The sequence below is a fragment of the Streptomyces sp. CB02980 genome (assembly GCF_014451325.2).
Lineage (GTDB): Bacteria > Actinomycetota > Actinomycetes > Streptomycetales > Streptomycetaceae > Streptomyces.
In genome coordinates this window covers 228,159-249,040 of record NZ_JACSCH020000003.1, presented here as the reverse complement: position 1 = coordinate 249,040, position 20,882 = coordinate 228,159, and the positions used below count along the sequence as shown (strand labels likewise).

Here is a 20,882-nt window from a genome sequence, read left to right as displayed (position 1 = left end):
GCAGGCCGAGCAGGCCGATCAGGGGGCAAGCGGTGCGCAGTGGTACGGGACTCCTGAAGAGGTGGAGACAACGACGAAGCCCCAGGTCGCTGACCTGGGGCTTCGTAGAAGAGCGGATGACGGGGATCGGTCGGTCTGCCCACGCGCCACCGTCTGCTGTTCGTTCGCCTGGACGGTGCGACGGTGGGACCGGGCCGGCCGGCCCGCTGCTGAGCTTCCCGTCCGACAGAGGCGGCGCCCCTCATATCGCCTTTTCCTGGCCCCGATCATCGGCGCCATCGTCGACGGGCTCCTCTTCCTGCTCATCATCGGCATCGTGCTGTTCGTGGCCGACCTCATCCATGCCGCCATGCGCATGCGCCCGCTCACCGCCGCCTCGTCTGGTGACGGATCAGAGTCCGTCGCACCCGCACGGAGCTGGTCGGCGCACGCCGTGGACGGAGACGGAGACGGATACGCCTCGTGGCCCGATGCCGACGCCATCGTCACGAGTGGGAGCTAGCCTGCCTCGCGCCGAGCCGCACTCGTGCCAGAGGCTGACGCTTGCGCATCCTCGTCGAACAGGAAGGCTTCGGTCTCCCCGAAGTCGGGCGCCTGGAAGGGATGTGTGGTGGGATGCGGCGATGCTGCAGCGGCGCAGGGGGACGCCCCTTCCGGAGCGGAGAACGGCGAGGTCAGGTCGATGAGAGGGGTCCTCTTCATTGCGGGTCCATGAACGGATCTGGTGTGCCGTGACCGGGCACGGCGGTCCTACAGCTTGCTCATCTTGGCGTACGGACTCAGGATCCGCTCTTGCGCCGAGCCGAAATCCACGACCGTCGCGATCCCGTCCTCAATGCCGATGACCCGGCCGAGGCCGTGCACGTCGTGTGTGACCTGGTCGCCTACGGCGAACTGCTTAGGAGGCAGCGCGACCGGGGCTTTGAAGGGGCTGGTGGGCAAAAAGCGCTTCGGTGCACTCGACTTTGTCATTGCTGCCAGTATGCGCCCGCACATATCCGCTTCGGCCGTTCACGTCCGCAGCGCGAAGTAGCTGAGAAGAGTCTCGCCGAAAAGCAACAGCCCCAGGTCGTTGACCTGGGGCTGATGCTATGGAGCGGATGACGGGAATCGAACCCGCGCTATAAGCTTGGGAAGCTCATGTTCTACCATTAAACTACATCCGCACAGCGGCCCGATGAACGGTGCCGCATGGTTGCACACTGTACCCCATGCGCCACTTGAGGCGAAGCTTGCGCCTTTTCGGGTGCGGAGCGCCGCCTGGAGGGTGTCCCGTTGATCCCCTAATGTGGCTTCCCGTCCACCACATGTGTAGGGGAAGGGACTTGATGGGTTCGATGGAGCGCACCGTCGTCCGTTGTGCCGAAGGGCATGTGTTCAGTACCGCTTCGTTCCCGCTGCAGCAGCTCGGGGCCGGGCGGATCGGGCCGGGGCGGCTGATCCGGTGTCCGCGCTGTGCGCGGTTGCGGCATGCGGTGCCGGTGGAGTCCGGACGGCGCTGACCAGCGCCCGGGGCGCGGATGCCTGCCGATTGGGGCAGGTCCGCGCCCTCTGCGTATCGTGGGGGCGTGCTTCTCTCAGACAAGGACATCCGGGCCGAGATCGATGCCGGACGGGTGCGCATCGACCCGTACGACGAATCCATGGTGCAGCCCTCGAGCATCGACGTGAGGCTTGACCGCTTCTTCCGGGTGTTCGAGAACCACCGCCACCCCCACATCGACCCCGCCGTCGAGCAGCTCGACCTGACCCGTGAGGTCGAGCCCGAGGGCGACGAGGCGTTCATCCTCCACCCCGGCGAGTTCGTGCTCGCCTCGACCTACGAGGTCATCACCCTCCCGGACGACATCGCGTCGCGGTTGGAGGGGAAGAGCTCTCTCGGGCGGCTCGGGCTCGTGACGCACTCGACCGCCGGGTTCATCGACCCCGGTTTCTCCGGGCACGTGACCCTGGAGCTGTCGAACCTCGCCACCCTGCCGATCAAGCTCTGGCCCGGTATGAAGATCGGGCAGCTGTGCATGTTCCGGCTGAGCTCGCCCGCCGAGTTCCCGTACGGGAGCGAGCGGTACGGCTCCCGGTACCAGGGTCAGCGGGGGCCGACGGCCTCCCGCTCGTTCATGAACTTCCATCGGACCCAGGTGTGAGGCGGTCGCAGGCATGAGTGAAGTACGCGAGAACCTGACGTACGAGGGTTTCGGACGCGCCGTGCGTGAGCTGGCGCAGACGATCGCCGACGACGGCTACGAGCCCGACATCGTGCTCTCGATCGCCCGCGGCGGCGTCTTCGTCGCCGGTGGTCTGGCCTACGCCCTGGACTGCAAGAACATCCACCTCGTGAACGTGGAGTTCTACACCGGTGTGGGCACCACGCTGGAGATGCCGGTCATGCTGGCGCCCGTGCCCGACGCGATCGACTTCAGCGACAAGAAGGTGCTCATCACCGACGACGTCGCCGACACCGGCAAGACCCTCAAGCTCGTCCACGACTTCTGCGTCGACCACGTCGCCGAGGTCCGCTCCGCCGTCATCTACGAGAAGTCCCACTCCCTCGTGAAGTGCGAGTACGTGTGGAAGAAGACCGACGAGTGGATCAACTTCCCCTGGTCGGTCGAGCCGCCCGTCGTCAAGCGCGAGGGCCAGGTCCTCGACGCCTGAGCCCGCGCCCGCGCGAAGAGACGCGAAGAGACGCGAAGAGGCCCCCACCGCACCGGTGGGGGCCTCTTCGCGTCTCTTCGCGTGTCGTCAGAGCATGCCGAGCTTGATCAGGCTCAGCAGCGCCACCAGCTGGATCGCCGAGGCGCCCAGCGCCTTCGGCCACGGCAGGTCGTGCGAGCGGCTCACCATCATCGTGAAGAGCGCCCCGGCCGCCAGCCAGGTCAGCCAGCCGAGCACCTGGACCAGGCCGTTCTCGCCGCCCAGGAAGAGCGCGAAGACGAGCCGCGGCGCGTCGGTGATCGACATGATCAGCATCGACAGGCCCACCGTCGGCTGCCACGCCCCGTCGCCGCCCAGCTGGCGCGCGAGGGTGTGCGTCACCGAGCCCAGGATCAGTCCGCCGACGACGAAGCCGAGGGCGGTCATCAGGACGTACGGGATCGCCGTCGACAGGGTCGCGTTGATCGCCTCGTCGCGCGCCTTGTCGAAGCCGAAGATCGCGAGCAGCCCGTAGAGGAAGGTGACGATCAGCGCCGGGCCCCACACGGCGTGGTCCCGCATCCGCAGGAACGTGTCCGCGGGGCGCAGCACGATGCCGCTCAGGAGCGCCTTCCACGGCAGCCGGGGGCCCGTCGGGACGGGCGCGGCGCCGGCGTGGTGGGTCGCGGCGTTGCCGTAGGGGTCGTCGACGCTGAACATCTGGGTGTGGCCCGGGTTGTTCGCCGTCGCCGCGTGCGGGTGCTGCGGCTGGCCGTACGGCTCGCCGAAGTACTCCGGCTCCCCGTAGGGCTGCCCCTGCTGCTGCCCCTGGTGCCCCTGCTGGGGCCCGTGGTGTCCCTGGTGCCCTTGGTGCCCCTGCGGTGGCTGCTGTTGCCACTGCTGCTGCGGGTACGGCGGCGGGGCCGCGTTGTACCCGTACGGCGCCTGCTGCGGTTGATTGTGCGGGGGGCGGTTGTCCCGGCCGCGTCCGTTCCTGAATCCAGCCACGTCGTCGAACGTACCCGCTTCCGCTGTGCGGGCGCTCCCCGGACCTGTCCTTGCCACTGAGCTGTGACATCCCCTAGGGGGTTGAGCGGCCCCGCTGTGGGCCGTGACACGGTCGGTGGACAGGCTTGCGGTCGTCGTGACGAATCCGACGTATCACCTCAATGTCCTACTCGTAGCTTCGGAGATGTCAGCGACCCGAGCAAGGAGTTCTTCCGATGCGTGTCACCCGTCGTTCCGCCCGTACCGCCGCCGTCGCCACCGGGGCCGTCGCCGCCCTCCTGCTGCCGGCCGCCGGAGCCTTCGCCGCCGACGGGCCGGACCAGGGCCCGGACCCGGCGCCGACGTCGGGCGACCAGCCGGTCCTCTGGCGGAACGTCGACCTCGCCGACGGTTCGCTCGCCAAGGTCCACCAGGACGGACCGGGCCGCTTCTCCGCCGAGATCTACGCCGGCGGGTCCCTGATCGACACCCTCACCAGCACCGACGGGCAGCCCGCGTACGGGCAGAACAACGGCCTCCACGTCGTCCTCCAGCCCGACGGCACCGTGCGCTCCTGGGTCGAGACCGCCCCCGGGCCGGACCCGGCCCCCAAGCCGGACCCGACCCCGACCCCGGCCCCGAAGCCCAAGCCCACCCCGAAGCCCACCCCCAAGCCCGTCCCGCACCAGAAGAAGAACACGGTGCGGCAGGCCGACGCCAAGGTCACCCTCCCCGACGGGAACGTCGCCCGGCTCTTCACGAGCAAGACCTGGCCCCGTGTCGAGCTCACCCAGAAGAACGGCCGCTCCCTCGGCTCCCTCGACCTCAGGCACCCGACCGCCGCCCACCACGGCTGGACGTACAAGCTCGTCGACGCCGGCAGGCACCACTACAAGCTCGCCGCCGTCGACACCCCCCGGCAGGGCGCCGACAGCTGGGTCTACGACTTCCAGGGCAGGCTCGTGGAGAAGTACGTCGCCCAGAGGGGCTGACGGAGCGACGGCCCGACATGACGGAGAGGGCCGCCCCGCGATCTCGCGGGGCGGCCCTCTCTCACGTACCGGGTACTACTTCGCCGGTTCCGGCTCCGGCTCCTCGGCCGGCTCCGGCTCCGGGTCCACCGGGGTCTTCACCGATTCGAGGAGCAGCTGGGCCACGTCCACGACGGTGACGGACTCCTTGGCCTTGCCCTCGTTCTTCTTGCCGTTGACCGAGTCGGTCAGCATGACGAGGCAGAACGGGCAGGCGGTGGAGACGATGTCCGGGTTGAGGGACAGGGCCTCCTCGACGCGCTCGTTGTTGATGCGCTTGCCGATCCGCTCCTCCATCCACATCCGGGCACCACCGGCGCCGCAGCAGAAGCCGCGCTCCTTGTGGCGGTGCATCTCCTGCTGGCGCAGGCCGGGGACGGCGGACATGATCTCGCGCGGCGGCGTGTAGACCTTGTTGTGACGGCCCAGGTAGCACGGGTCGTGGTAGGTGATGAGGCCGTCGACCGGGGTCACCGGGACCAGCTTGCCCTCGTCGATGAGGTGCTGGAGCAGCTGGGTGTGGTGGATGACCTCGTACTCGCCGCCGAGCTGCGGGTACTCGTTGGCGATGGTGTTGAAGCAGTGCGGGCAGGTCGAGACGATCCGCTTGGCCGACTTCGGCTTCTTCGTCTCCGGGTCCTCGTCGTCCTCGCCGAACGCCATGTTCAGCATGGCGACGTTCTCCTGGGCGAGCTGCTGGAACAGCGGCTCGTTGCCCAGGCGGCGCGGGGAGTCACCGGTGCACTTCTCGTCGCCGCCCATGATCGCGAACTTGACGCCCGCCATGTGCAGGAGCTCGGCGAAGGCCTTGGTGGTCTTCTTGGCCCGGTCCTCCAGGGCGCCGGCGCAGCCGACCCAGTAGAGGTAGTCGAACTCCGAGAGGTCCTCGACGTCCTTGCCGACGATCGGGACCTCGAAGTCGACCTCCTTGGTCCACTCGACGCGCTGCTTCTTCGCCAGGCCCCAGGGGTTGCCCTTCTTCTCCAGGTTCTTGAGCATCGTGCCGGCCTCCGAGGGGAAGGCGGACTCGATCATCACCTGGTAGCGGCGCATGTCGACGATGTGGTCGATGTGCTCGATGTCGACCGGGCACTGCTCGACGCAGGCGCCGCAGGTGGTGCAGGACCACAGGACGTCGGGGTCGATGACGCCGTTCTCCTCGGCGGTGCCGATGAGAGGGCGTTCGGCCTCGGCGATCGCCGACGCGGGGACGTCCTTGAGCTGCTCCGCGGTGGCCTTCTCGTTGCCCTCCATGTCCTTGCCGCCGCCGGCGAGCAGGTACGGCGCCTTGGCGTGCGCGTGGTCGCGCAGCGACATGATGAGGAGCTTGGGGGAGAGGGGCTTGCCGGTGTTCCAGGCGGGGCACTGCGACTGGCAGCGGCCGCACTCGGTGCAGGTGGAGAAGTCGAGGATGCCCTTCCAGGAGAACTGCTCGACCTGGGAGACACCGAAGACGGCGTCCTCGGCCGGGTCCTCCCAGTCGATCTCCTTGCCGGCCGTGGTCATCGGCTGGAGCGCGCCCAGCGCGGTGGAGCCGTCGGCGTTCCGCTTGAACCAGATGTTCGGGAAGCCGAGGAAGCGGTGCCAGGCGACGCCCATGTTCGTGTTGAGCGAGACCGTGATCATCCAGGTGAAGGACGTGACGATCTTGAGCGCCGCGACGAGGTAGGTCAGGTGCTGGATCGTGCTCAGGTCGAGGTTGTCGAGCAGCGCGATCAGCGGGTACGAGGCGAAGAAGCCCGGCTCCCAGCCGGTGACGTGGTGCTGGACGCCTTCGAGGGCCCGCAGCGTCATGATGCAGAGGCCGACGATCAGGATGACGGCCTCGACGAAGTACGCCTGGCCGGTCTTGGAGCCCGCGAAGCGGGACTTGCGGCCCGCCTTGGTCGGCTTGCTGAGCTGCCGGATCACGATGAGGGTCACGATGCCCAGGACCGTCATCAGGCCGAGGAACTCGGTGAAGATCTCGTACGGCAGCCAGTCGCCGATGATCGGGATCAGCCAGTCGGCCTGGAAGAGCTGGCCGAAGGCGTTGACGATCGTCAGGAGCAGTGAGAAGAAGCCCACCGCCACGAACCAGTGCGCGAAACCGACGATGCCCCAGCGGTTCATCCGGGTGTGGCCGAGGAATTCCTTGACCAGGGTCACGGTGCGCTGGGTGGGGTCGCCGGTGCGGGTGCCGGCGGGCACGGGCTGCCCGAGGCGCACGAACCGGTAGATCTGCACGGTGGCACGACCGAACAGCGCGACGGCCACCACCGTGATGGCGATCGACACGATGATCGCGGCGAGTTGCATGAGGGGCTCCTCGGGCGGGCCTACTAAGCGGTAACTTATGGAGTCCGTGCTGAGATTACCCGTTCGGGGCCCCGTGCTGTAGCGGCGCTCGCGGTGATCTGTGTCGCTCAGGCAAACCTTGCCGCGCGACGTCTGCGGACTGCTGGAAGCGTACGCGCCAGGATCGTCAGATCCATCCCCAGCCAGTGGTGGTCCACGTAGTGGAGGTCGAGCAGCTCGCGCTCCTCCCACGGCAGGTCCGAGCGTCCGCTGATCTGCCACGGGCCGGTCAGGCCGGGGCGTACGGAGAGGCGGCGGCGCCCCTCGCCCGCGCACTCGCGGTGGCCCGGGGTCAGCGGACACGGTCCGACCAGCGACATCCGGCCGCCGACGACGTGCATGAGGAGCGGCAGCGCGGCCAGTGGGCTCTTCGTGCGGAAGGTCAGCATCGTGAAGGGTTCTCCCTCCAGGCCCGCCACCGTGCGGCGGCGCAGCACGCCCCGGCCGGGGGTGGCCGAGCCGAGGGCGACCGAGAGGGCGACGACGGCGAGCAGCGGGGACAGTGCGACCAGGAGGGCGAGCCCGCCCACGATGTCGAACGTGCGCTTGGCCGTCATTCCCCGCACCTTCCGAGCATTCCCCACACCCTTCCGAGCGACGAACGAGAATCATGGGATATTCGTGGGATATGGCTGGTTTGCCCGACATGGGGCCATCGGACTCTCTCATGCGACACCGCGCCGGATCAGGGATCGACGCGCGCTCGACTCCGTATGAGCGAGATAAAGGGTGAAGAGTTGAGCCCCCTCCGCTCAGGTCTGTTGACGCAGTTCGCGTCGTCATGCATCCTTGAGTCAGATCCACTCAAGTACGTCAGCTGGAGGAACCGAAATGGCACGTGCGGTCGGCATCGACCTGGGCACGACTAACTCCGTCGTCAGCGTTCTCGAAGGCGGCGAGCCCACCGTCATCACCAACGCCGAGGGCGCCAGGACCACGCCGTCCGTCGTCGCCTTCGCGAAGAACGGCGAGGTGCTCGTCGGCGAGGTGGCCAAGCGTCAGGCCGTCACCAACGTCGACAGGACCATCCGGTCGGTCAAGCGCCACATGGGCACCGACTGGAAGATCGAGATCGACGGCAAGAACTTCAACCCGCAGCAGATGAGCGCCTTCATCCTGCAGAAGCTGAAGCGCGACGCCGAGGCCTACCTGGGCGAGAAGGTCGTCGACGCGGTCATCACCGTGCCGGCGTACTTCAACGACTCCGAGCGCCAGGCCACCAAGGAGGCCGGTGAGATCGCGGGCCTCAACGTCCTGCGCATCGTCAACGAGCCGACCGCGGCCGCTCTCGCGTACGGCCTCGACAAGGACGACCAGACGATCCTCGTCTTCGACCTCGGTGGCGGCACCTTCGACGTGTCCCTCCTGGAGATCGGCGACGGTGTCGTCGAGGTGAAGGCCACCAACGGTGACAACCACCTCGGTGGTGACGACTGGGACCAGCGCGTCGTCGACTACCTGGTGACGCAGTTCCAGAACGGCCACGGTGTGGACCTGGCCAAGGACAAGATGGCTCTCCAGCGTCTCCGCGAGGCCGCGGAGAAGGCGAAGATCGAGCTCTCGTCCTCGACCGAGACCTCCATCAACCTGCCGTACATCACGGCCTCCGCCGAGGGCCCGCTGCACCTGGACGAGAAGCTCACCCGAGCCCAGTTCCAGCAGCTGACCTCGGACCTGCTCGACCGCTGCAAGGTGCCGTTCCACAACGTCATCAAGGACGCGGGCATCAACCTCTCCGAGATCGACCACGTCGTTCTCGTCGGTGGTTCGACCCGTATGCCGGCCGTCGCCGAGCTCGTCAAGGAGCTGACCGGCGGTCAGGACGCCAACAAGGGCGTCAACCCGGACGAGGTCGTCGCCATCGGCGCCGCGCTCCAGGCCGGTGTCCTCAAGGGTGAGGTCAAGGACGTCCTGCTCCTCGACGTGACCCCGCTGTCCCTCGGTATCGAGACCAAGGGCGGCATCATGACCAAGCTCATCGAGCGCAACACCACGATCCCGACCAAGCGGTCCGAGATCTTCACGACGGCCGAGGACAACCAGCCGTCCGTGCAGATCCAGGTCTACCAGGGCGAGCGCGAGATCGCGGCGTACAACAAGAAGCTCGGTATGTTCGAGCTGACCGGTCTGCCGCCGGCCCCGCGTGGTGTCCCGCAGATCGAGGTCGCCTTCGACATCGACGCCAACGGCATCATGCACGTGACCGCGAAGGACCTCGGCACGGGCAAGGAGCAGAAGATGACCGTCACCGGCGGCTCTTCGCTGCCGAAGGACGAGGTCGACCGCATGCGCCAGGAGGCCGAGCAGTACGCGGACGAGGACCACCGTCGCCGCGAGGCCGCCGAGTCCCGCAACCAGGGCGAGCAGCTCGTCTACCAGACGGAGAAGTTCCTCAAGGACAACGAGGACAAGGTCCCCGGTGACGTCAAGGCCGAGGTCGAGGAGTCGCTCGTCGAGCTGAAGGAGAAGCTCAAGGGCGAGGACACCGCGGAGATCCGCACCGCCACCGAGAAGGTCGCGGCCGTCTCCCAGAAGCTCGGCCAGGCGCTGTACGCCGACGCCCAGGGCGCGCAGGCCGCGGGCGGCGACGCCGGCGCCGGCCAGCAGGCCCAGGCGGACGACGACGTCGTCGACGCCGAGATCGTGGACGAGGACAAGCCGAAGGGCGGCGCTGCCTGATGTCGGAGGAGACCCCGGGCTTCGAGGAGAAGCCCGACGTCCCCGCCGACGGCACGCCCGAGGAGACCGAGGCCGCTGCCTCCGCCGACAAGGCGGAGGGGGCGGCCCCGGCCGGGGACGCTACTGACGTTGCTCTGCTGGCGCAGCTGGACCAGGCCCGCAAGGCGCTCGAAGAGCGCACCGCGGACCTCCAGCGGCTCCAGGCCGAGTACCAGAACTACCGCCGCCGCGTGGAGCGGGACCGGGTCACGGTCAAGGAGATCGCCGTCGCGAGCCTCCTGAGCGACCTGCTCCCGGTGCTCGACGACGTCGGCCGGGCCCGGGACCACGGAGAGCTCGTGGGCGGGTTCAAGTCGGTGGCCGAATCGCTGGAGACCGTCGTCGCCAAGCTGGGTCTGCAGCAGTTCGGCAAGGAGGGCGAGCCCTTCGACCCGACGATCCACGAGGCCCTGATGCACTCGTACGCGCCGGACGTCACCGAGACGACGTGCGTGGCGATCCTGCAGCCGGGGTACCGGATCGGCGAGCGGACCATCCGGCCCGCCCGCGTGGCCGTCGCCGAGCCCCAGCCGGGCGCGGCACCGGCCAAGGACGACGCGAAGTCGTCCACGGACGAGGAGAGCGGTGCCCCCGAGGAGGGGTAGCGCGACCGACCGCACAGCGGTGACACACCCCGGAGCAGTCCGGAAGGAGGGACGTCGATGAGCACGAAGGACTTCGTCGAGAAGGACTACTACAAGGTTCTCGGCGTCCCCAAGGACGCCACCGAGGCCGAGATCAAGAAGGCGTACCGGAAGCTCGCCCGCGAGAACCACCCGGACGCCAACAAGAACGACGCCAAGGCCGAGGAGCGCTTCAAGGAGATCTCCGAGGCGAACGACATCCTCGGCGACCCCAAGAAGCGCAAGGAGTACGACGAGGCCCGCGCCCTCTTCGGGAACGGTGCCCTCTTCAACCAGGGGGGCCGGTCACCCGGAGGCCACGGCGGCGGCTCGTTCAACTTCGACCTGGGTGACCTCTTCGGAGGCACCCAGGGCGGCGCGGGCGGCGGCTTCGGCGGTGGCGGTGGCGGTATCGGGGACGTCTTCGGCGGCCTGTTCAACCGCGGCGCCGGTGCGGGCACCCGTACCCAGCCGCGGCGCGGTCAGGACATCGAGTCCGAGGTGACGCTCAGCTTCACCGAGGCCATCGAGGGCGCGACCGTACCGCTGCGGATGTCCAGCCAGCAGCCGTGCACGGCGTGTTCGGGCACCGGCGACAAGAACGGCACCCCCCGGGTGTGCCCGACCTGCGTCGGCACCGGACAGGTCTCGCGCGGCAGCGGCGGCGGCTTCTCGCTCACCGACCCCTGTGTGGACTGCAAGGGCCGTGGCCTCATCGCCGAGAACCCCTGCGAGGTCTGCAAGGGCAGCGGCCGGGCCAAGTCCTCCCGCACCATGCAGGTCCGCATCCCGGCGGGTGTCTCCGACAACCAGAAGATCCGGTTGCGCGGCAAGGGAGCACCGGGGGAGCGCGGCGGGCAGAACGGCGATCTGTACGTCGTGGTGCACGTCGACACCCACCCGGTCTTCGGCCGCAAGGACGACAACCTCACCGTCACCGTGCCGGTCTCCTTCACGGAGGCGGCGCTCGGCGGCGAGGTCAAGGTGCCGACCCTCGGCGGCCCCGCGGTCACCCTCAAGCTGCCCGCGGGCACTCCGAACGGCCGGACCATGCGCGCCCGGGGCAAGGGCGCGGTCCGCAAGGACGGCACGCGCGGCGACCTGCTCGTGACGGTCGAGGTCGCGGTGCCGAAGGAGCTGGACGACAAGGCACGTGACGCCCTGGAGACCTATCGCGAGGCGACCGCCTCCGAGGACCCCCGGGCGGAGCTGTTCCAGGCCGCGAAGGGAGCGTGACCCGGTGGACGGGCGCCGACGCAATCCGTACGAACTGACCGACGAGTCGCCGGTGTACGTCATCTCGGTGGCGGCCCAGCTCTCCGGTCTGCACCCGCAGACCCTCCGTCAGTACGACCGTCTCGGTCTGGTCTCCCCGGACCGTACGGCGGGTCGTGGCCGGCGCTATTCGGCCCGTGACATCGAGCTGCTCCGTCAGGTGCAGCAGCTGTCGCAGGACGAGGGCATCAACCTGGCCGGGATCAAGCGCATCATCGAGCTGGAGAACCAGGTCGCGGCGCTGCAGAGCCGGATCGCGGAGCTGTCGGCGGCCGTCGACGGCGCGGCGGCGGCGATGCGGCAGCGCGAGGCCCAGGTGCACGCCTCGTACCGGCGCGATCTGGTGCCGTACCAGGACGTGCAGCAGGCGAGCGCGCTGGTGGTCTGGCGCCCGAAGCGCGGCGAGTAGTTCCGACACGCGTGAAGCCCCTTCCACAGCTGTGGAAGGGGCTTCACGCGTGTAACGGACCAGGGGGGTCTACGGGATGAGCTCCGCCGCGATGTCGCCGAGCGTCTCCCACCAGGGCGCGGCGCCCGTGCCGAACGCGGCGGCGAGGGCGGTGCCGACGGCGTGGTCGAGCGGGGTGAGGGCGGCGGCCGGGTCCCAGTCGGCGTCGACCCTGCCGTCCCCGGCGGACTCCAGGGTGCCGAGCGCCTTCCCGTTCCGGGTGAGCCGGCTGTCCACGTGCGAGCAGGGGACGAGCCGGTAGCGGACGCCGTCGACGCGGACGTCCACCCGGTAGGAGCGGCGCAGCAGCCGGGCGCGGGCCGGCTTGACGACGGCGGGTTCCCCGCCCACCGTCAGCGCGAGCAGGGCGGGCTTGCGGGTGCCGATCGGCGTGTGGGTGTCCGGGCGGGTCCCGGGGGCCCGTACGAGCTCCACGGTGGGCAGGCCGTGCCCGGAGACGCGGAGGGCGCCGGCGGGCCCGTCGAGGTCGATCTGTACGTACACGGTGGTGAGTTGTCCCGTTCGACGCTGGTCAGGTGTCTGGGTGGTCAGTTGTCTCCCTCGAGGATGCCCGACTGCGCGATCAGGTAGCCGAGCTGGGCCCGGCTGCCGCTGCCGAGGGCGGCGGCGAGTTTGGCGATGTGGGCGCGGCAGGTGCGCACGTTCATGCCGAGGCGGCGGGCGATGGCCTCGTCGACATGCCCCTCGACGAGGAGTTTGGCGATGGAGCGCTGGACACCGCCTATGCCGTCCACGGAGGGGCTGTACGGGATCTCGTCCTCCCACGGCACGCCGTGCAGCCAGAACTGGTCGAAGACGCCGACGAGGTACTGGACGAGGCCCTCGTGGCGGAGTTCGAGGGCGACCTGGCGGTCGCTGCGCGCAGGCACGAAGGCGACCTTGCGGTCGACGATGATCAGCCGGTCGACGATCTCCTCGAGGGTGCGCAGTTCGAGCCCGTACGGCGCGACGCGTTCGACGTAGGCCAGCGTGGCGGGATGGTGCCGTGCCGTGTGCTGGTAGAGCGTGCGCATCCGGACACCGCGGTCGAGCAGCGGCTCCATGCGGCGCAGGGCGGCTTCGAGGGTCTCGGGGCGGCGGCCGCTGCCGGGCTGGATGGTGAGGAGTTCCTCGGTGCACTCGTTGATGGCGCGGTCGAGGGCGGCGTTGATGACGCTGAGGCCTTCGAGGACCGTGATCGCCTGGGCGCCGGAGGGATCCTGCGTGTGGATCGCCATGAACGGCTCGAAAGCGTCCGCGAGGGCTATCGCGTGCTGCCGTCGGACCTGTATCTCCTGCTCGATGGGGTGCACGAGCTGGTTGAGGGCGATCGACGGCGGCACGGGGCGCAGGCACTGGCTGTCGTCCGGGTCCGGGTGCAGGAGGGAGAGTTCCCTCAGGCAGGGGGCGGCTTCGGCGTCTGCGCGGGCTATGCGGCCGGTGCGGAGCGCACTCGCATAGAGCTCCTTGCCCACGTCGCATAGTTCACCGTGACTGTGCTTATGACCGGACTCGTCGCATTCTCGCCTCATTTGCACCCCCCTCAGGGTCATGAATTACAGGAACATGATGCCCGGGTTGGCTGGTGGAAAGGGTCGGGAGTGAGCCATCGTCTTACTCGCGGGGGGGAGGTAGTGATCAAAAGAGGTGGAGATCGGCCATGACCAGGATGGTTCGTGCACTTAGCGCCATAGCCGTTGCGGCGGCTGCTCTCGGCGCACTCGCCGTCGGCGAGCCCTCGTGGGAGAGCACTCCGGCGCATTCCGTGGCAGGGCCGGACGAGCCCTCGTGGGAGAGCAACCCGGCGCACGACGTGGTGGCCGGACCCGGCGAACCCTCGTGGGAGAGCTCGCCCCGGGACGCCGTAGTCGCCGCTCCCTACGAGCCGTCGTGGGAGATCGCTTCCAGGGGTGCGGGGGTGTGACCGTGCCGCCGGACGACCCCAGGTTCCGCCGGGAGATGGCTTCGGCCTACCGGTCCGGGTGGCACTTCGTCGACCTCGCCACGGCAATCCCCCACCGTGGCGACGCGCTGAAGATCACCCTCTTCGGAGAGCCGATCGTGGTGGCACGGGAGCAGGACGAGGACGTCCGCGCCTACCGCTGCCTCCGCCGTCCCCGCGGCGCCCCACAGCCCATCCGCTGTGCCATCCGGTACGGCATGATCTTCGTCAACCTCGACCAGCGGGACCACCAGCTGATCGAGCCCGAGACCATCACCGCCACCCCCCGCAGTGCCTGAGCGATTCCCCCGTCGTTGTAGATCGCTCCGGCACTTCCCCCACACAGCGGCGCCATCGCGGACCTGAAACGCGATGGCGCCGTTGTGCTGCCCGGACGTCCTTTCGCGGGCCCGGCCGTCCCTGTGCGCGCCCGGCCGTCCCTTCACGGGCCCGGCCGCTCTTTCACGGGCCCGGACTCCCTGTACGCCCCCGGCCGGCCCCGTACGGTCGGGGCACTTCCTCAGGCGCGTCCCATCGCCCGCGTCAGGGCGATCTCGATGACGACCCGGTCCGGGTTCTCCGCCGGCGTGCGCCCGTAGCGCTCCGCGTAGCGCCCCACCGCGTCCGCGACGACCTCCGCCTCCGTACGGATGTGCGCGACGCCCTCCAGGGTGGCCCAGCGGCCCTTGTCGACCTGGCAGACCGCGACCCGCGCGCCGTCCGCGCCCGCCGCCAGGACGTTGGCGACCTTCCGGCTGTGCTTGTTCGTGATGACCCGGGCGTATCCGCCCTCGGGGTCGTAGGTGACGCCCACCGCCACGACGTGCGGAGTGCCGTCCGGGCGCGGGGTGGTCAGGGTGCACATGTGGTACTCGCGCCAGAAGCTGAGGTACGAGTCGGAGGGGTTCCTCGGGTCGGTCGCCATGCACGGAAACTACCCGGGGCAGAGCTCCCTCCGACACCTTGAGCGCAATCGACTCAACTTTGTGTACGCTGGATGAGTCATAAAGGGAGAGGACCCGTACACACCCAGGAGGAGCACCGCACGTGGACGCCGAACTGACCAACCGGAGCCGGGACGCGATCAACGCGGCCAGCAGCCGCGCCGTGTCCGAGGGACACGCCGACCTGACCCCCGCGCACCTTCTGCTCGCGCTGCTGACCGGTCAGGACAACGAGAACATCACCGACCTGCTCGCCGCCGTCGAGGCCGACCAGGCGGTCGTGCGCGCCGGCGCGGAGCGGCTGCTCGCCGCCCTGCCGAGCGTCACCGGGTCCACGGTCGCGCCCCCGCAGCCCAGCCGCGAGTTCCTCGCGGTCATCGCCGAGGCCGACCGGCAGGCCAAGGAGCTCGGCGACGACTACCTGTCCACCGAGCATCTCCTCATCGCGATCGCGGCCAAGGGCGGCCAGGCCGGTGAGATCCTCGACGCGCAGGGCGCGAGCGCTTCGAAGCTGCTCGACGCGTTCGAGAAGAGCAGGGGAGGACGCCGGGTGACCACACCCGACCCGGAGGGGCAGTACAAGGCGCTGGAGAAGTTCGGTACGGACTTCACCGCCGCCGCGCGCGAGGGCAAGCTGGACCCGGTCATCGGCCGCGACCACGAGATCCGCCGCGTCGTGCAGGTGCTGTCCCGCCGCACCAAGAACAACCCGGTCCTCATCGGTGAGCCCGGCGTCGGCAAGACCGCCGTCGTCGAGGGCCTCGCCCAGCGGATCGTGAAGGGCGACGTACCCGAGTCGCTGAAGAACAAGCGGCTGGTCTCGCTCGACCTCGGCGCGATGGTCGCCGGCGCCAAGTACCGCGGCGAGTTCGAGGAGCGCCTCAAGACCGTGCTCTCCGAGATCAAGGCGAGCGACGGCCAGATCATCACCTTCATCGACGAGCTGCACACGGTCGTCGGCGCGGGCGCCGGCGGCGACTCCTCCATGGACGCGGGCAACATGCTCAAGCCCATGCTGGCCCGTGGCGAGCTCCGCATGGTCGGCGCGACCACCCTCGACGAGTACCGCGAGCGGATCGAGAAGGACCCCGCCCTGGAGCGCCGCTTCCAGCAGGTCCTGGTCGCCGAGCCCACGGTCGAGGACACCATCGCGATCCTCCGCGGGCTCAAGGGCCGGTACGAGGCCCACCACAAGGTGCAGATCAACGACTCCGCGCTGGTGGCCGCCGCGACCCTCTCCGACCGGTACATCACCTCCCGCTTCCTCCCCGACAAGGCCATCGACCTCGTCGACGAGGCCGCCTCCCGGCTCCGGATGGAGATCGACTCCTCGCCCGTGGAGATCGACGAGCTCCAGCGCGCCGTGGACCGGCTCCGGATGGAGGAGCTGGCCCTCAAGAACGAGACGGACCCGGCGAGCAAGCAGCGCCTGGAGAAGCTGCGGCGCGACCTCGCCGACCGCGAGGAGGAGCTGCGCGGCCTGACCGCCCGCTGGGAGAAGGAGAAGCAGTCCCTCAACCGGGTCGGCGAGCTGAAGGAGCGCCTCGACGAGACCCGCGGCCGTGCCGAGCGCGCCCAGCGCGACGGCGACTTCGACACCGCCTCCAAGCTGCTCTACGGGGAGATCCCGGCTCTGGAGCGGGAGCTGGCGGAGGCGAGCGAGGCCGAGGCCCAGCAGGAATCGTCGAAGGACACCATGGTCAAGGAGGAGGTCGGCCCCGACGACATCGCGGACGTCGTCGGCGCCTGGACCGGCATCCCCGCCGGCCGCCTCCTGGAGGGCGAGACGCAGAAGCTGCTGCGCATGGAGGACGAGCTCGGTCGGCGGCTGATCGGCCAGTCCGAGGCCGTCCAGGCCGTCTCCGACGCCGTGCGCCGCACCCGCGCGGGCATCGCCGACCCCGATCGCCCCACCGGTTCCTTCCTCTTCCTCGGCCCCACGGGTGTCGGCAAGACGGAGCTGGCGAAGGCGCTCGCGGACTTCCTCTTCGACGACGAGCGGGCCATGATCCGCATCGACATGTCGGAGTACGGCGAGAAGCACAGCGTCGCGCGGCTGGTCGGAGCGCCTCCCGGCTACGTCGGGTACGAGGAGGGCGGCCAGCTCACGGAGGCGGTCCGCCGCCGCCCGTACAGCGTGGTCCTGCTCGACGAGGTGGAGAAGGCGCACCCGGAGGTCTTCGACGTCCTGCTCCAGGTCCTGGACGACGGACGGCTGACCGACGGGCAGGGGCGGACGGTGGACTTCCGCAACACCATCCTGATCCTCACGTCGAACCTGGGCAGCCAGTACCTGGTCGACCCGCTGACCCCCGCGGACGTGAAGAAGCAGCAGGTCCTGGATGTCGTCAGGGCCAGTTTCAAGCCGGAGTTCCTCAACCGGCTCGACGACCTGGTGGTCTTCTCCGCCCTCGACCGGGCCGAGCTGGGCCGGATCGCGCGGCTCCAGATCGACCGGCTCGCCAAGCGGCTCGCCGAGCGGCGGCTCACCCTGGACGTCAGCCCGGAGGCCCTGGAGTGGCTCGCCGAGGAGGGCAACGACCCGGCGTACGGTGCCCGGCCGCTGCGCCGTCTCATCCAGACGGCGATCGGCGACCGGCTCGCCAAGGAGATCCTCGCCGGCGAGGTCCAGGACGGCGACACGGTCCGCGTGGACCGCTTCGAGGACGGCCTGATCGTGGGGCCGGGGTCGCGCTAGGCGACCCCGAGAGGCCCCGAGAGGCCCCGAGAGGCCCTTCACCGCCCTGAGTGGCCCTGGGCGGTGAAGGGCCTCGAACACGTACGAGGGCGGTGACCCCGTCCTCGTACGTGACCCACACGGAGGCGTACAGCCTCGTTTTTCCTTTTCACGCTTTTCGCAGCGGTGATTTCCCCCAGGCGCACCAGATCTTGTCAGCCCGCAGCGGATCGCGGGAGGCAGGGCTTGCCACGGACCGCCCGGCATGGGGGAGGATGGCGACATCCGTACGAAGGGAAATACACGGTGAGCATCGACCCGTCCTCGATTCCGAATTTCGGGGGCCAGCCCCAGCCTCAGGCCGCAGGACCGGCGGGCCCCGTCGTCCCCGACCAGGACCTCGTCAAGCAGCTCCTCGAGCAGATGGAGCTGAAGTACGTCATCGACGACGAGGGTGACCTCGCCGCGCCGTGGGAGGAATTCCGCACGTACTTCATGTTCCGCGGCGAGGACGAGCAGCAGGTCTTCTCGGTGCGGACGTTCTACGACCGCCCGCACTCGGCCGACGACCGCGCCAAGATCCTCGACGCGATCGACGACTGGAACCGCCGCACCCTGTGGCCGAAGGTCTACACCCACCTGCACGAGGAGGAGGACGGCTCCGCCACCCTCCGCCTCATCGGTGAGGCCCAGATGCTGATCGGCACCGGCGTCGCCCTGGAGCACTTCGTGTCCTCCACGGTCAGCTGGGTCCGCGCCTCCATCGAGTTCGACAAGTGGGTCGTCGAGCAGTTCGGCCTGGAGTCCCCCGAGGACAAGGCCGCGGGCGACGAAGAGGCCTGAGCCTCCTCCGCACCACGACGAGAGCCCGGCCCCTTCCGAGGGGCCGGGCTCTCGTCGTCCGCGCCGGTGCGGCCGGGCGTCAGGCCAGTCGCTTGAGCCGGGAGACGGCCTCCTCCAGGACCTCGGTCTTCTTGCAGAAGGCGAAGCGGACGAAGGGGGCGCCGGCCTCGCGGTGGTCGTAGAAGACGGCGTTCGGGATGGCGACGACCCCGGCGCGCTCGGGCAGCGAGCGGCAGAAGGCGAAGCCGTCCTCGGCGCCGAGGGGGCGGATGTCGGTGGTGACGAAGTAGGTGCCGGCGGGCTTGTAGACCGCGAAGCCCGCCTGGGCGAGGCCCTCGCTCAGCAGGTCCCGCTTGGCGGAGAGCTCCGCGCGGAGGGTGTCGAAGTACGTGGCCGGGAGGCGCAGGGCCTCGGCGATCGCGTACTGGAACGGGCCGGAGGACACGTACGTGAGGAACTGCTTCGCCGAACGGACCGCGGAGGTCAGCTCCGGGCTCGCGGTGATCCAGCCGACCTTCCAGCCGGTGAACGAGAACGTCTTGCCGGCCGAGCCGATGGTGACCGTGCGTTCCCGCATCCCCGGCAGGCTCGCGATCGGCAGGTGCTCGGCGTCGTCGAAGACCAGGTGCTCGTACACCTCGTCGGTGACGACGAACAGGTCCCGCTCGACGGCGAGCTCGGCGACGGCGGTCAGCTCGGCCCGGGTGAGGACGGTGCCGGTGGGGTTGTGCGGGGTGTTGAGGAGGATCAGCCGGGTCCGGTCGGTGACGGCGGCCCGCAGTTCGTCGAGGTCGAGGACGTAGGACCCGTCGTGGGGGCGGAGGGTGACGGGAACCCGGGTCCCGCCGGCCATCGCGACACAGGCGGCGTACGAGTCGTAGTACGGCTCCAGGGCGATGACCTCGTCGCCCGGCTCGACGAGGGCGAGCAGCGAGGCCGCGATCGCCTCGGTGGCCCCCGCGGTGACGAGCACCTCCGTGTCCGGGTCGAAGTCGAGGCCGTAGCGGTCCCGCTGGTGGTCGGCGATCGCCGAGCGCAGCTCGGGGACGCCGGGGCCGGGCGGGTACTGGTTGCCGCGGCCGTCCCGCAGCGCGCGGACCGCCGCTTCCCGGATCTCCTCGGGGCCGTCGGTGTCGGGGAAGCCCTGACCGAGGTTGATGGCCCCGGTCCTGGCGGCGAGCGCGGACATCTCGGCGAAGATCGTCGTCCCGAATTCGGCGAGGCGGCGATTGAGCGGCGGTCGTGTCATGACGGCCATCCTGCGGCGAAGCTCTGGACTTCCTCAAGTGCGCTTTGACGGGGCGCGCCTGAGGGAATCTCCCTCGCACAAGAGAACGGGGGTAGTACTGATGGAGATCTTCATCGGGATCGTGATCGTCGTGGCGGTCGTCGTGCTGGTCGTCACCGCCAGGAACCTCGGCCGCGGTGGTGGTGGTGGCAGCCGCCGCACCGGGCGGAGCGGAAGCACCTGGGCGGACGGCGGTGGGGGCGGCGGCTGCAGTGGGGGCTCCAGCTCCTGCGGCGGCGGTTCCAGCTCGTGCGGCGGTGGCGGTGGCGGGGGTGGCGGCTGCGGCGGCGGCAGCTGAGCGGCCGTCGGGCCGGGCGGGGCCGGCTCCGCAGCCGTGTGGCACGTGACGTGGGCAATAGTCAGGGACTTGTCGATCAATTCTGATTGAACAATTGAACTGTGGGGTCCCCGAAGGGGTTGGAAAACACAGCAAGTTGGGTAAAAACGCTGCGAGTCGTCCGGCGTCCATGGTTCTCTCGCTCCTGACAGAGACAGCCCTCGGACCGTATGTGGACCCGAGCCGGCGATTCCCCACTCCCGTTGAACCCTTTTCCGGGGCGCCCCCGGCCCACCCGTCAAACCGTGTTTGCGGAGCCGACCCATGCTCACCACCCTGAAAACCTCCTACACCGATACCCGCGCGGCCGATCTGGCCTGGGCCCTCGGGCGCGAGCCGCTGCCCGCCCTCGCCGTGCTCGACCTCGAACTCTCCGGCGCCAAGCTGCAGTTGAGGCTGCTCGGCGCTTCCCACCAGGTGCTCCTGGAAGAGGAGGGCCGCAACTGTTCGGAGACCGTCGCCTGCATGCCGGGCAGCAGCACCCCGCTGCCGCTCGGCGTCTCCAAGCGCGTCGGCGAATGGGAGTACGAATTCGCCGCCCGTGTCGAGACGCTCTCGCACGGCTCCTTCGCGGGCCGGGCGCAGGAGTTGCTGGCACTCGTCGCCGACCATCCCAACGGACTCGCGGGGACCTTTCCCGGCTCCCCGCACGCCTTCACGGCGATGCTGGCGCAGCGCCACGAGGGTCAGGTGCGCTGGCGCACCTGGCACGCCTACCCGCAGGAAGGGCAGTTGGTGGTGACCAGGACCCGTATCGGCGCACGTATGCCCGCAACGCTCTGATACGCCCTCCAGGAG

Annotated in this window: 20 protein-coding genes and 1 tRNA gene; 12 read left to right on the top strand and 9 right to left on the bottom strand. The window is 69.3% G+C overall.

Annotation, left to right across the window (positions count from 1 at the left end; translation table 11 throughout):
• Positions 1-750 precede the first annotated feature (750 nt).
• Both E0F75_RS08035 and E0F75_RS08030 read right to left on the bottom strand, forming a co-directional pair.
• The gene (locus E0F75_RS08035) at positions 751-972 is read right to left on the bottom strand and encodes a hypothetical protein (protein ID WP_187621804.1); all 222 of its coding nucleotides are present in this window, start codon (positions 970-972) and stop codon (positions 751-753) included.
• Positions 973-1,092: 120 nt separating this feature from the next.
• Positions 1,093-1,166, bottom strand: a tRNA-Gly gene (locus E0F75_RS08030).
• Between the two features lie 402 nt (positions 1,167-1,568).
• Between E0F75_RS08030 and dcd the strand changes: the two genes are divergently transcribed.
• Both dcd and E0F75_RS08020 read left to right on the top strand, forming a co-directional pair.
• On the top strand, positions 1,569-2,144 hold the full coding sequence (dcd, locus tag E0F75_RS08025) for a dCTP deaminase (protein ID WP_030209939.1): 576 nt from the start codon (positions 1,569-1,571) through the stop codon (positions 2,142-2,144).
• A gap of 13 nt (positions 2,145-2,157) precedes the next feature.
• Positions 2,158-2,655, top strand: a complete 498-nt coding sequence (locus E0F75_RS08020; protein WP_030323619.1) for a phosphoribosyltransferase — start codon at positions 2,158-2,160, stop codon at positions 2,653-2,655.
• An 87-nt stretch (positions 2,656-2,742) separates the two neighbouring features.
• Here the strand turns inward: E0F75_RS08020 and E0F75_RS08015 are convergent, their stop codons facing one another.
• A complete protein-coding gene (locus E0F75_RS08015; RefSeq protein WP_187621803.1) occupies positions 2,743-3,642 on the bottom strand; it encodes a Yip1 family protein in 900 nt (299 codons plus the stop codon).
• 215 nt (positions 3,643-3,857) lie between these two features.
• On the opposite strand from E0F75_RS08015, the gene E0F75_RS08010 reads away from it, so the two are divergent.
• Positions 3,858-4,613 (top strand): hypothetical protein, encoded by a 756-nt coding sequence (locus tag E0F75_RS08010; protein WP_187622189.1) that lies wholly within the window; start codon positions 3,858-3,860, stop codon positions 4,611-4,613.
• Between the two features lie 75 nt (positions 4,614-4,688).
• Here E0F75_RS08010 and E0F75_RS08005 read toward each other — a convergent pair whose 3' ends face one another.
• On the bottom strand, positions 4,689-6,950 hold the full coding sequence (locus E0F75_RS08005; protein WP_187621802.1) for a (Fe-S)-binding protein: 2,262 nt from the start codon (positions 6,948-6,950) through the stop codon (positions 4,689-4,691).
• Positions 6,951-7,057: 107 nt separating this feature from the next.
• Positions 7,058-7,546, bottom strand: coding sequence for a sugar transferase (locus E0F75_RS08000; protein ID WP_187621801.1), 489 nt, complete (start codon positions 7,544-7,546; stop codon positions 7,058-7,060).
• 274 nt (positions 7,547-7,820) lie between these two features.
• Between E0F75_RS08000 and dnaK the strand changes: the two genes are divergently transcribed.
• Genes dnaK through E0F75_RS07980 form a run of 4 tightly spaced genes read left to right on the top strand, consistent with a single transcriptional unit; the run spans position 7,821 to position 12,014 of the window.
• On the top strand, positions 7,821-9,668 hold the full coding sequence (gene dnaK / locus E0F75_RS07995) for a molecular chaperone DnaK (protein WP_187621800.1): 1,848 nt from the start codon (positions 7,821-7,823) through the stop codon (positions 9,666-9,668).
• Positions 9,668-10,312, top strand: coding sequence for a nucleotide exchange factor GrpE (gene grpE, locus E0F75_RS07990; RefSeq protein WP_187621799.1), 645 nt, complete (start codon positions 9,668-9,670; stop codon positions 10,310-10,312). Before dnaK ends, grpE begins: the two co-directional genes overlap by 1 nt.
• Positions 10,313-10,369: 57 nt before the next feature.
• Positions 10,370-11,566, top strand: coding sequence for a molecular chaperone DnaJ (dnaJ, locus tag E0F75_RS07985; RefSeq protein ID WP_187621798.1), 1,197 nt, complete (start codon positions 10,370-10,372; stop codon positions 11,564-11,566).
• A gap of 4 nt (positions 11,567-11,570) precedes the next feature.
• The gene (locus tag E0F75_RS07980; RefSeq protein WP_015034631.1) at positions 11,571-12,014 is read left to right on the top strand and encodes a heat shock protein transcriptional repressor HspR; all 444 of its coding nucleotides are present in this window, start codon (positions 11,571-11,573) and stop codon (positions 12,012-12,014) included.
• 69 nt (positions 12,015-12,083) lie between these two features.
• Here E0F75_RS07980 and E0F75_RS07975 read toward each other — a convergent pair whose 3' ends face one another.
• Both E0F75_RS07975 and E0F75_RS07970 read right to left on the bottom strand, forming a co-directional pair.
• Positions 12,084-12,557, bottom strand: a complete 474-nt coding sequence (locus E0F75_RS07975; protein ID WP_187621797.1) for a hypothetical protein — start codon at positions 12,555-12,557, stop codon at positions 12,084-12,086.
• 44 nt (positions 12,558-12,601) lie between these two features.
• Entirely contained in the window at positions 12,602-13,606 is a 1,005-nt protein-coding gene (locus E0F75_RS07970) for a hypothetical protein (protein WP_030323607.1), read from the bottom strand.
• A 367-nt stretch (positions 13,607-13,973) separates the two neighbouring features.
• On the opposite strand from E0F75_RS07970, the gene E0F75_RS07965 reads away from it, so the two are divergent.
• Positions 13,974-14,294: a hypothetical protein gene (locus E0F75_RS07965; RefSeq protein ID WP_030323603.1), complete on the top strand. Its 321-nt coding sequence runs from the start codon at positions 13,974-13,976 to the stop codon at positions 14,292-14,294.
• 221 nt (positions 14,295-14,515) lie between these two features.
• Here E0F75_RS07965 and E0F75_RS07960 read toward each other — a convergent pair whose 3' ends face one another.
• Positions 14,516-14,920 carry a pyridoxamine 5'-phosphate oxidase family protein gene (locus E0F75_RS07960; RefSeq protein ID WP_030323601.1) on the bottom strand — a complete coding sequence of 135 codons (405 nt, stop codon included), beginning with the start codon at positions 14,918-14,920 and terminating at the stop codon, positions 14,516-14,518.
• 122 nt (positions 14,921-15,042) lie between these two features.
• Between E0F75_RS07960 and clpB the strand changes: the two genes are divergently transcribed.
• Both clpB and E0F75_RS07950 read left to right on the top strand, forming a co-directional pair.
• Positions 15,043-17,637 (top strand): ATP-dependent chaperone ClpB, encoded by a 2,595-nt coding sequence (clpB, locus tag E0F75_RS07955; protein ID WP_187621796.1) that lies wholly within the window; start codon positions 15,043-15,045, stop codon positions 17,635-17,637.
• Between the two features lie 285 nt (positions 17,638-17,922).
• Complete coding sequence (locus tag E0F75_RS07950) at positions 17,923-18,459, top strand: YbjN domain-containing protein (protein ID WP_073908242.1); 537 nt, start codon at positions 17,923-17,925, stop codon at positions 18,457-18,459.
• A 79-nt stretch (positions 18,460-18,538) separates the two neighbouring features.
• On the opposite strand, the gene E0F75_RS07945 is transcribed toward E0F75_RS07950, so the two are convergent.
• Positions 18,539-19,708 (bottom strand): pyridoxal phosphate-dependent aminotransferase, encoded by a 1,170-nt coding sequence (locus tag E0F75_RS07945; protein ID WP_229312587.1) that lies wholly within the window; start codon positions 19,706-19,708, stop codon positions 18,539-18,541.
• Between the two features lie 100 nt (positions 19,709-19,808).
• Between E0F75_RS07945 and E0F75_RS07940 the strand changes: the two genes are divergently transcribed.
• A complete protein-coding gene (locus E0F75_RS07940; protein ID WP_187621794.1) occupies positions 19,809-20,045 on the top strand; it encodes a hypothetical protein in 237 nt (78 codons plus the stop codon).
• A 303-nt stretch (positions 20,046-20,348) separates the two neighbouring features.
• Positions 20,349-20,867 carry a DUF2617 family protein gene (locus E0F75_RS07935; protein ID WP_187621793.1) on the top strand — a complete coding sequence of 173 codons (519 nt, stop codon included), beginning with the start codon at positions 20,349-20,351 and terminating at the stop codon, positions 20,865-20,867.
• Positions 20,868-20,882: the final 15 nt, after the last annotated feature.